The following is a 10,686-nucleotide window of genomic DNA, read 5'->3' as shown; positions in this document are numbered from 1 at the left end:
AGTCCCGACTGTGTCCGCGGGCGATCAACCCTCAACACTACCGCGCGCTGCAGCTGAAGCCGCTCCCACAAGGGCGAGGGCGACGCATAGGCGCGTTCCGCGCGGGCTATGCGGCGTAACGCGCCTTCAGCATGGCATACGCCGAACGCAGCGCCAGCGCCTCGCCACCCGCCGGGCGGCCGGGGCGGTCGCTGTCGTTCCAGGCGTACACGTCCAGGTGCGCCCACGCCTGCCGTGCCGGCACGAAGCGCTCCAGGTACAGGGCGGCGGTCACTGCGCCGGCCATGCGCGAGCCGGCGTTGGCCAGGTCGGCGACCGAGCTGGTGAGATAGCGCAGGTAAGGACGCCACAGCGGCATGCGCCAGACCGGGTCGCGGGTGCGCTCGCCGGCGGCGATCCAGGCCTGCGCCAGCGTGTCGTCGTTGCAGAACAGCGCCGGCAGATCCGGACCCAGGGCGATGCGCGCGGCACCGGTCAGGGTGGCGAAATCCAGGATCGCGTCGGGGCGCTGCTCGCCGGCGTAGGCCAGCGCATCGCACAGCACCAGGCGGCCTTCGGCGTCGGTGTTGTCGATCTCCACACTGGTGCCCTCACGGGTGGCGATCACCTCGCCCGGGCGGAACGCGTTCGGGCCGACCGCGTTCTCCACCGCCGGCAACAGCACGGTCAGCCGCAGCGGCAGGCGCTGCGCCATCACCAGCCCGGCCAGCGCCAGCGCGTGTGCGGCGCCGCCCATGTCCTTCTTCATGTTGCGCATGCCGTCGGCCGGCTTCAGGTCCAGGCCGCCGGTATCGAAACACACGCCCTTTCCGACCAGCGCCACGTGCGGGTGCGCTTCCTCGCCCCAGCGCAGCACCAGCAGCCGGGGCGCGCGGTGCGAGGCGCGGCCGACCGCGTGGATCGCCGGGAAGTTCTGCTCCAGCAGCGCGTCGCCGACGATGCTCTCGAACTGCGCGCCGTGTTCCTGCGCGATCGCGCGTGCGGCTTCTTCCAGTTGCTCCGGCCCCATGTGCTCGGTCGGCGTGTTGACCCAGTCGCGCACGCGCAGGCTGGCCGCGATCAGGTCGCACACTTCGGCCTGCGGCGTGGCCAGCAACTGTGCCGGCAGCCGCGGCGGTTGCTTGTAGCGGGCGAAGCGGTAGCTGCCCAGGCCCCAGCCCAGGTGCAGCGCCGCCAGCGTGTCCGTGTCCAGCGCCGTTTCCACCCGCCAGGTGCTGCCGGCCGGCAGCGCGAACGGCGCATGCGCGTAGGCATACGCATCGCCGCGATCGCCGACGCCCAGCACCGCCGCAGCCACGCCGTCGGCACCCGGCAGCAGCAGCACGCTGCCCGGCGCGGCCATGAACTGCTGGGTGTCCATCCACGCCACCCACGCCGGCGATTGCGCCGCGCGCCATTCGGCCAGGTGCTCGCGGTCGAGCACGTACAGCGGCAGCGCATGGGTGGAGGCGTCGGTGAAGCCGGTCGGCAGGGACATCAGCGGATCCTTGGAAGAGGGAGAAGACCGGTGGGCGAGAGGGCGCGGATCAGGCGCGCGCCGCGTCGGCTGGCTGGGTCGCGTCCAGCCAGTCGGCCAGGCCGGTGAGGGTGTCGAAGTGCAGGTCGGGCGGGGTCGGCGGATGCCAGGCCTGCGCGTCGCGGTTGATCCAGCAGCCGCGCAGGCCGGCCTGCATCGCGCCGACCACGTCGATCTCGATGTGGTCGCCCACATGCAGCACCTGCGCGCAGGGCAGGCCCAGGCGTGCGCAGGCAGCGCGGAAGATGCCCGGGTCCGGCTTGGCCGCGCCGTGTTCGCGGGCACTGAGCTGGAAGGCGAAATGGTGGTCCAGGCCGATCGTGGCCAGGTCGGCGTTGCCGTTGCTCAGCGCCACCACCGGCACGCGCGCGGCGATGCGCTCCAGCGCGGCGACGCTGTCCGGGTAGCACTCCACCTGATTGCGCGCGGCATGGAACACCGCATACGCAGGTTCCAGCAACGCTTCATCGGCACCGCTGTCCTGCAGCGCACGGCGCAGGGTCAGCCGGCGCAGTTCGCTGAGGTCGTGGTGCAGGTGCGGATGCGCGGCGAACACCGCTTCGCGCAACTGCCGCATCGCCGCGACCGGGAAGCGCGCGGCGGTGGCCGGGCTGTGCTGCAGCAGCCAGTCGTGCAGCACCTGCTCGATGCGCGCGCCGATCGGCGCGAACGGCCACAGGGTGTCGTCCAGATCCAGCGTGATCGCGCGGACGGGGAAGGAGGGCATGGAAGTCACCGGCGCATTTTACGCCAAGCGCCGCCGCCGCCGCGGGCCGGGCCCGGTAGACAGCACTCGCGCGCTTCCGCCAATCCCCAATCCCGACTCCCCAATCCCGTTTCACTCAAGCAACCGCGCCCAACGCTGCATGCCTTCGACCCGCGCCAGCACCATCTTGATGCACACCAGCAGCGGCACCGCCAGCAGCAGGCCGATCATGCCCCACAGCCAGCCGAACAGCATCAGCGCCAGGATCAGCATCAGCGGCGAGATCGCCATGCGCCGGCCGAGCACGATCGGCGTCACCACCTGGCCTTCCAGCGTGTGCAGCGCCAGGTACAGGATCGCCGGCAGCGCCGCGCTCAGCGGTTCGCGGAAGGCGACGAAGCCCATCAGCAGCATCAGCACCGCGCCGATCAGCGGCCCCACGTAGGGTGCGAAATTCAGCAGCGCCACCACCGTGCCCCACAGCAGCGCTTCCTGTGGCGGAATGCCCAGCAGGATCAGAATGCCGGCGAAGATCAGGCCGACCAGCGTATTGATCACGGTGATGGTCAGGACGTAGCGCGAGACCTCGCGTTCGATCGAGCGCAGGATCTCGGTAGTGAATTTCTGTTGCTGGCGGCTGGGCAGCAGCGCGATCGCATGACGCTGCAGGTTCTCGCCGAACACCATGAAGAAGAACGTCAGCAACACCACCGCCAGCGCCGAGGCGGCCACCCGCGGGGTCCGCACCAGTGCCTTGTACGGGTCGTCCATCTGCGTGCGGATCACCTGCACGCGGCGTCCGCTTTCGCCGCCGGCGGCGCGGGCGAAGTTCTCCGCGGCCTGGTTGGCCTGCTGCATCGGCTTGGTCAGGTCGCGCACCTGGGTGGCGAGGTGGCGCAGCTGCGCCGGGGCCTGCTGCGCCCACTCGGCGGCGGGGCCGGCCAGTTGCACGGTCAGCGTCGTCGCTACCGCCATGCCCGACAGCAGCACCAGCAGCGCGGCCAGGAAGCGCGGCAGGTACAGCCGTTGCAGCATGCGCAGGATCGGGTTGCCGACCAGGGCGAAGAAGGCGGCGAGCAGGATCGGCAGGATCACGTCCTGCGCGGCCCACAGCGTGTAGCAGACTGCCAGGGTGGCCAGCACCACCAGCGAGACCGGTCCGCGCGGGCGCGGAGCGGGCGGCGGCGGCAGGGGGCCGTGCGGTGCGTCGTCGGCGACGACCGCGGGATCGGGAACTGTGCTCATCGGACCTGCGATGCGGTGGCCGCGGCGCGCGCCGCAGTGCACGCGCCGAACAGCGTCGAAAAGGAAGCGAAGTGTAGGCCGGATCGTGGCCGGCGCGATATCAAGGCGGCGTGGCCGCCGCGTGCGCGCGGCGTGGCAGCCCAGGCCAGCCACGCCGATCCCAGGAACGTCAGTCCTTGCCCTGGCGCTCGGACAGGTCGGTGGCTGCTTCGGCCGCGGCGGGTTGCCCGGGGCGCGAGGCCATCGGCGGCCGCGGCGGCTGCGGGCGGACAGCGGATGGGGGAACGGGTGCAGCGGGGGGCGGGGCCTGGGTGGCGGCATCCACGGCCGCATCCTGTGCGGTGTCCGCCGCTTCCTCGGCATCGTCGGAGGCGCGCTCGGCGTCATCGGACGCGCTCTTGGCGGTGGTGGCGTTGATCAGGCTGGAGAGCGCGCTGAGCATCTGCAGCCAGCGCGCGCCGCCGAGCTTGCCGACCACCGCCGCCGGTTCGGCGCGGCCGACCAGGAAGCCGGTGCCGAGGCCGACGATCACGATCCGCCATGGTGTCCAGCCTTCGCGCCAGACCTGCTGCAAGGTCGTCCAGTGCGTGCGCACCTGCTCCTGGCGTCCTTCCAGCAACGCTTCGGCGCGGGCGATGCGGTGCTGCAATTGCCGCAGGGTCATGGTGTGGCCTCGCGCTTGGCGACATCCTCGTCGCCGTCCTCGTCGTCGCCGCCGATGCCCAGCTTGGCCAACTGGCGGCGGGTGGCGTCGAGCTTGCTCATGTCGAAGTAACGCAGCGCCTGCCAGGCGCCGAGCGCGGTGACCACCAGGCTGAAGGCCGCGGTCGCCGAGATCGACGCCAGCCACGACCAGCCCATGCGCTGCAGCAGGGCGATCATCGCGCCCATCAGCAGCATCCAGGCCGAGGCGCCGAACGCCACCGACACGGTCAGCCACACCAGCGCCCGCGCCAGTGCGGCGCGGGCCAGGGCGAAGTCCGCGGCCACCAGCTTGCGCAGCGCGCGGCCGGTGTCCAGGGTGGCATTGAGTCCTTCGCGTCCGGCCGTGCCGAGCGCGCGGAAGGATTCCTCCAGCGACGGTGCGGCCGCGGCGTCTGCCGCGGCGCCGTCGGTGCGGGCCTGCTCCTCGCTCACACGCGGCTTACTTGTCGCCGCCGCTGCGCGCCAGCTTGGCGATGATCCAGCCGGTGGCGAAGGCCACGCCGAACGAGGCCAACGGACGCTCGCGGATCAGCTCGGCGGCGCTGTCGATCAGGTCGCGGCCCTTGTCCAGCAGCACGTCCACCTGCTCCTTCGCCGCCGCACCGCCGAACTCGGCCGCCGCCAACCCGGACAGCGCGCTGTCGGACAGCTCGGCCTTGACGTTGGCCTTGCCCAGCTTCAGTTCTTCGCCGGCGGCACCGGCAGCGCCCTTGATCGCGTCGCCGGCATAGCTGGCCGCGGACTTCAGGTGCGCGCCGGCTTCGCTCAGGTTGTCCTTGAGGTTCTCGGTATTGGTCGGGCTGGCATTCATGGGCATGTCTCCTCTGGGGTTTGGGGGCCTGCCGTCCGCCATCGCGGACGCTGCGCAGAACGGGGCGACACCAATACCATCGGCGGGGTGTACGGGGTGTTAGCTCGTCGCCGCAGGCAGTGCGCCATAGTGTCGGCGCTCGCCGCCGAGCGGCCAAGTCCCGGAGTGATTGTCATGCAAGCGTACGGCAACCGGAGCGGCCATGCCGGGGTGGTCGCCTACGACAGCGGCCCGGACTGGATCGTGCTGCGCTTCGCCGACGGCGCCACCTACCGCTACGACCGCCAGCATCCCGGCCTGCTCCAGGTCATGGAGATGCAGCGCCTGGCCGCCGCCGGGCGCGGCCTCACAACCTACTTGAACCAGCACGTGCGCGACGACTACGCCGCGCGCCTGGACTGAGCGTGCCGGCTCACTGCATGACCAGGTCGGCCTGCGCGCCGCCGCGCACCACGCGCAGCACCAGTTGCGCCGGCTTGCGCGCGAAATTGGCGCGGTAGCTGGCCAGATCGGCGAATTCGCCGACCGAGGCGGCCACCACGATGTCGCCGCTGGCCAGGCCGTTGCGCGCCGCACGGCTGCCCCGCGCCACGTTGCCGATCAGCACGCCGGAGATGCCGGATTGGCGCAGCGATTCGGGCAGGTCGGCGAAGGTGGCGCCGCTCAGCCGCGGATCCAGCGACTCGCCGCTGATCGCGCGAGGCTGTTCCTTGAGCGTGGCCTTGAGCTGCAGCGGCTTGCCGTCGCGGCGCACGTCCAGGGTCACCGTGCTGCCCACCGGCTGCAGGCCCTCGTAGTTGTGCAGCGCCTCGGCGCTGTCCAGGCGCTCGCCGTTGGCGCCGGTGATCACATCGCCCGGCTGCAGCCCGGCGGCCGCGGCCGCCGAGCCGGCCAGCACCCGCGTCACCAGCGCCCCGCGCGGCGCCGACAGGCCCAGGCCCTGCGCCATCTGCGTGGTCAGGTTCTGCGTCTCGATGCCGAAGGTGCCGCGGATCATCACCCCGTTGTTCTTGATCAACTGGTCGACCACCGCGCGCGCCAGGTTCGACGGGATCGCCAGGCCCAGGCCGATGTTGCCGGCCATGCTGCCCTGCGGGTTGAAGCTGGCGGTGTTGATGCCGACCAGTTCGCCGCGCAGGTCCACCAGTGCGCCGCCGGAGTTGCCGGGGTTGATCGAGGCGTCGGTCTGGATGAAGTTCTGGTAGCCCAGGCCGCGGATGCCGTTGCGGCCCATCGCCGAGACGATGCCGGAGGTGACGGTCTGGGTGAAGCCGAACGGGTTGCCGATGGCCGCGACGAAATCGCCCACGCGCAGCTTGTCGCTGTCGCCCAGGCGGATCTCGGTGAGGTTGTCGGCCTTGATCCGGATCAGCGCGATGTCGGTGTCCGCGTCCGAGCCCATGAACTCGGCCTTGAAGCTGCGCCCGTCGGCCAGGGTCACCTGCACGTCGTCGGCGTTCTCCACCACGTGGTGGTTGGTCAGCACGTAGCCGTTCTTCGCATCGATGATCACGCCCGAACCCAGCGACTCGTTGATGCGCTCCTGCGGGATGTCCGGGAACAGGCGGCGCAGGATCGGGTCGTTGAAGAACGGATTGCGCACCCGCACCACCTGCTTGGTGTTGATGCTCACCACCGCCGGCATCACCTTCTGCAGCATCGGCGCCAGCGACGGCAGCGGCTCGCCGGCCACCGCGGACGGCAGGCGCGCGGCCCCGGACAGCGGCGGCGCCGCGACCGGCGCGGCCTCGGCACGGTTGTCCAGTTGCGCATTGATGGCGGTGGCGGCGAAACCGCCGAAGGCAGCGGCGGCGGTCAGGGTCAGCAGCGTGGGCAGCGGTCGCATGGGGTCGGTTTCCGGGGAACGCGGGAGATGTGGGGCAGATGGGCGCGCGTGCGCGTAAATTAAGATGAACGCGCGGCGTTTAACCGCCAGTGAAAGCGTTCCGACGCCGCCTGCGCAAGGCCGCCACGGCACCCCGCGTGCACACCCGCTCGACGGCACGTGATCGGCGCGCGACGACGTTGACAGTGGGCCTGCCCGGCGTTAGCGTTCACGCTTGCATTAGCCACTACATGTAGCGGTATCGGTTCGGTACGACACTAGAACTAGGGTTTTCTTCACCAGGACTTCACATCCAGGGGCGCGCTCGGCGGTGCATGACGGGACGGTGACAGGGGACGTCGCGGAATCAGGGGATTTTTGATCGGTCGAGGGCAGGCGCCGCGTGCGCTGCTGCGGCCGTCGCTGCCGTGCAGCGCAAGTGCGATAGAGACAAGACACACGGCGGATGACCACCCATCCGCCCCATCGGGACAGGTTCGAGGAGAACACAGCAGAATGAGTACGGTGCGCCTGGAAGTCGTCCAGACCGGATCCAAGCACGACCCCATCCCGATGCAGCCGGCGTCGCAGGACATCTGGGACAAGAAGTATCGGCTCAAGACCAAGCAGGGCGATCCGCTGGATGCCGACATCGACGGCACCTACCTGCGCGTGGCCCGCACGCTGGCCGATGCCGAGGTCGGCGAGGAGCAGCGCGCCTACTGGTTCGAGCGCTTCGCCTGGGCGCTGCGCCGCGGCGCGATCCCGGCCGGGCGCATCACCTCCAATGCCGGCGCGCAGGAACACAAGCCGGCCACCAGCACCATCAACTGCACCGTGTCGGGCACCATCACCGACTCGATGGACGGCATCCTGGAGAAGGTCCACGAGGCCGGGCTGACCCTCAAGGCCGGCTGCGGCATCGGCTACGAGTTCAGCACGCTGCGCCCGCGCGGCGCGTTCGTGGCCGGCGCCGGCGCCTACACCTCCGGGCCGATGTCGTTCATGGATATCTTCGACAAGATGTGCTTCACCGTGTCCTCGGCCGGCGGCCGCCGCGGCGCGCAGATGGGCACCTTCGACGTGTCCCACCCGGACGTGAAGGACTTCATCCGCGCCAAGCGCGAGGACGGGCGCCTGCGCCAGTTCAACCTGTCGCTGCTGATCACCGACGGCTTCATGCAGGCGGTGGAGCAGGACGCCGACTGGCCGCTGGTGTTCCCGGTGAACCGCAAGGAAGAGGCCGACGTCGACCTGGCCGACGCCAGCGCCGTGGTGTGGCGCGACTGGCCCACCCACAAGGACTACATCGTGCGCGACGACGGCCTGGTCGCGTGCAAGGTGTACGGGCACATCCGCGCCCGCCACCTGTGGGACATGATCATGGTCTCCACCTACGACTACGCCGAGCCGGGTTTCATCCTGATCGACCGCGTCAACGAAATGAACAACAACTGGTGGTGCGAGAACATCCGCGCGACCAATCCGTGCGTGACCGCCGATACCTGGGTGCAGACCGCCGAGGGGCCGCGTCAGGTCGCCGATCTGCTGGGAACGCCGTTCCTGGCGCGGGTCGATGGCGGCGACCATGCCACCGGTGCGGAGGGTTTCTTCAAGACCGCGCACAAGCAGGTGGTACGACTGCAGACGCAGGAAGGTTACGCGCTGCGCCTGACCGCGGACCACCGCGTGCGGCGCGTGGTGCGCCAGACCCGTTGGTCGCTGGACACCCAATGGTGCCAGGCGGACCAACTGGTCGCAGGCGACCGGGTGCTGCTCAACAATCACCGTGCCGGTGCGGAGTGGGGCGGCGCGCGCAGCTATGAGGAAGGTGTCCTCCTCGGCATGCTGGTGGGCGACGGCACGCTCAAGCAGGACGCCGCCGTGTTGTCTGTCTGGTCGCAGGCCGCCGCCGTCAATGCAGCGCCGCAGGCGCCGGTGGCGCTGATGGACGAAGCCCTGCGCTGCGCGCGCAGCCTGCCGCACCGTGCCGACTTCGCCGGCTGGAGCGAGGTGCGCGACCGTGGCGAGTACCGCCTGAAGTCGGCCGCCTTGCGCGATCTGGCGCTGGAGCTGGGCCTGCGTCCGGGCGACAAGGCGATCACCCCGGCCGTCGAGAAGACCTCCAGCGATTTCCATCGCGGCTTCCTGCGCGGCCTGTTCGACACCGACGGCTCGGTGCAGGGCAGCCAGGAGAAGGGCGTCAGCGTGCGCCTGGCACAGTCCGACCTGGCGCGGCTGGAGGCAGCGCAGCGCATGCTGTTGCGGCTGGGCATCGCCTCGCAGATCTACCGCGACCGGCGTCCCGCCGGCACCGCGTTGCTCCCCGACGGGCACGGCGGCACGCGTGCCTACGCCACCAAGGCGCAGCACGAACTGGTCGTCAGCGGCGACAACCTCGATGCCTTCGCCCAACGGGTGGGCTTTGCCGACACCGCCAAGGCCAACCGCCTCAAGGCGCTGCTGTCCGGCTATCGTCGCCAGTTGAACCGCGAGCGTTTCGTGGCGACCGTGCAGTCGGTGGCCGCCGATGGCATCGAAGACGTCTACGACGTGCAGGTCCCCGGCATCAACACCTTCGACGGCAACGGCCTGCACGCCCACAATTGCGGCGAGCAGCCGCTGCCGCCCTACGGCGCCTGCCTGCTCGGCTCGATCAACCTCACCACCTTCGTGCGCGAGCCGTTCACCGAGCGCGCCCGCTTCGACTGGGAGGAATACAAGGAAGTGGTGCGGGTGTTCACCCGCATGCTCGACAACGTGGTCGAGGTCAACGGCCTGCCGCTGCAGCAGCAGCGCGACGAGATCATGCGCAAGCGCCGCCACGGCATGGGCTTCCTCGGCCTGGGCTCGACCATGACCATGCTGCGCATGAAGTACGGCAGTGCCGAGTCCTGCGAGTTCACCGAGTCCATCGCCCGCGAGATGGCCGTGGCCGGCTGGGAGACCGCGCTGTCGCTGGCCAAGGAGAAGGGCCCGGCGCCGATCATGCAGGAGACCTTCGAGGTCACCGCGGCGATGCTGCGGCAGCGCCCGGAGATGGCCCGCGACGGCTGGCGCGTCGGTGAGCGCATCGAAGGCCGGCTGTTGCACGCCAAATACAGCCGCTACATGCAGCGCATCGCCGAGGTGGCGCCGGCGCTGGTCGAGGAACTGGCCGAGGTGGGCGCGCGCTTCACCCACCACAGCTCCATCGCCCCCACCGGCACCATCTCGCTGAGCCTGGCCAACAACGCCTCCAACGGCATCGAACCGAGCTTCGCCCACCACTACAGCCGCAACGTGATCCGCGAGGGCAAGAAGAGCAAGGAGAAGGTGGACGTGTTCTCCTTCGAGCTGCTGGCCTACCGCCACCTGGTCAACGCCAAGGCGATGCCGTTCGCCGAGGACGCCGCCGCGCGCCTGCCGGACTACTTCATCGCCGCCGACGACATCCACCCCAAGGAACACGTGGACGTGCAGGCCGCCGCGCAGAAATGGGTGGACAGCTCCATCTCCAAGACCGCCAACGTCCCAACCGACTATCCCTACGAGCAGTTCAAGGACATCTACCGCTACGCCCACCAGCAGGGGCTGAAGGGCTGCACCACGTTCCGCTTCAACCCGGCCGCCTTCCAGGGCGTGCTGGTGAAGGAGGCGGACCTGGAGAACACCACCTACCGCTTCGAGCTGGAAGACGGCAGCGTGGTCGAGGTCAAGGGCAACGAACAGATCGAATACGACGGCGAGATGCACACCGCCGCCAACCTGTTCGATGCGCTGAAAGAAGGGTATTACGGCAAGTTCTGACGCCGTCCCGTCTCCCCTTCGCGCCGGCGGAGGGGAGGGCGGCGGTGGAAGCCCCGGAAGTGCGGTGCGCCGCGCTTCCCCAACGTTTC

Annotated in this window: 9 protein-coding genes; 2 read left to right on the top strand and 7 right to left on the bottom strand. The window is 70.0% G+C overall.

Annotation, left to right across the window (positions count from 1 at the left end):
• Window positions 1–106: 106 nt before the first annotated feature.
• The 6 genes from D180_RS13425 to D180_RS13400 all read right to left on the bottom strand — a co-directional run bounded on the left by D180_RS13425 (window position 107) and on the right by D180_RS13400 (window position 4,983).
• Entirely contained in the window at window positions 107–1,477 is a 1,371-nt protein-coding gene (locus tag D180_RS13425) for a leucyl aminopeptidase family protein (RefSeq protein WP_017913195.1), read from the bottom strand.
• A gap of 49 nt (window positions 1,478–1,526) precedes the next feature.
• Window positions 1,527–2,243 (bottom strand): HAD family hydrolase, encoded by a 717-nt coding sequence (locus tag D180_RS13420; RefSeq protein ID WP_017913194.1) that lies wholly within the window; start codon window positions 2,241–2,243, stop codon window positions 1,527–1,529.
• A 111-nt stretch (window positions 2,244–2,354) separates the two neighbouring features.
• Window positions 2,355–3,467 carry an AI-2E family transporter gene (locus D180_RS13415; RefSeq protein ID WP_017910745.1) on the bottom strand — a complete coding sequence of 371 codons (1,113 nt, stop codon included), beginning with the start codon at window positions 3,465–3,467 and terminating at the stop codon, window positions 2,355–2,357.
• 169 nt (window positions 3,468–3,636) lie between these two features.
• Entirely contained in the window at window positions 3,637–4,131 is a 495-nt protein-coding gene (locus tag D180_RS13410; protein WP_017913193.1) for a hypothetical protein, read from the bottom strand.
• On the bottom strand, window positions 4,128–4,604 hold the full coding sequence (locus D180_RS13405) for a hypothetical protein (RefSeq protein WP_017908931.1): 477 nt from the start codon (window positions 4,602–4,604) through the stop codon (window positions 4,128–4,130). The genes D180_RS13410 and D180_RS13405 overlap by 4 nt, the downstream gene beginning before the upstream one ends.
• Window positions 4,605–4,611: 7 nt before the next feature.
• Window positions 4,612–4,983, bottom strand: a complete 372-nt coding sequence (locus D180_RS13400) for a hypothetical protein (protein WP_010340149.1) — start codon at window positions 4,981–4,983, stop codon at window positions 4,612–4,614.
• A 174-nt stretch (window positions 4,984–5,157) separates the two neighbouring features.
• Between D180_RS13400 and D180_RS13395 the strand changes: the two genes are divergently transcribed.
• A complete protein-coding gene (locus tag D180_RS13395; protein ID WP_017913192.1) occupies window positions 5,158–5,385 on the top strand; it encodes a hypothetical protein in 228 nt (75 codons plus the stop codon).
• 10 nt (window positions 5,386–5,395) lie between these two features.
• On the opposite strand, the gene D180_RS13390 is transcribed toward D180_RS13395, so the two are convergent.
• The gene (locus D180_RS13390) at window positions 5,396–6,829 is read right to left on the bottom strand and encodes a Do family serine endopeptidase (protein WP_017913191.1); all 1,434 of its coding nucleotides are present in this window, start codon (window positions 6,827–6,829) and stop codon (window positions 5,396–5,398) included.
• A gap of 495 nt (window positions 6,830–7,324) precedes the next feature.
• Between D180_RS13390 and D180_RS13385 the strand changes: the two genes are divergently transcribed.
• Window positions 7,325–10,597, top strand: coding sequence for an LAGLIDADG family homing endonuclease (locus D180_RS13385; protein WP_017913190.1), 3,273 nt, complete (start codon window positions 7,325–7,327; stop codon window positions 10,595–10,597).
• Window positions 10,598–10,686 lie beyond the last annotated feature (89 nt).

Source organism: Xanthomonas sp. SHU 166 (genome assembly GCF_000364685.1).
GTDB classification, from domain to species: Bacteria; Pseudomonadota; Gammaproteobacteria; order Xanthomonadales; family Xanthomonadaceae; genus Xanthomonas_A; species Xanthomonas_A sontii.
Note: the sequence above shows the minus strand (reverse complement) of the source record. Positions and strands in the feature narration are given on the sequence as shown.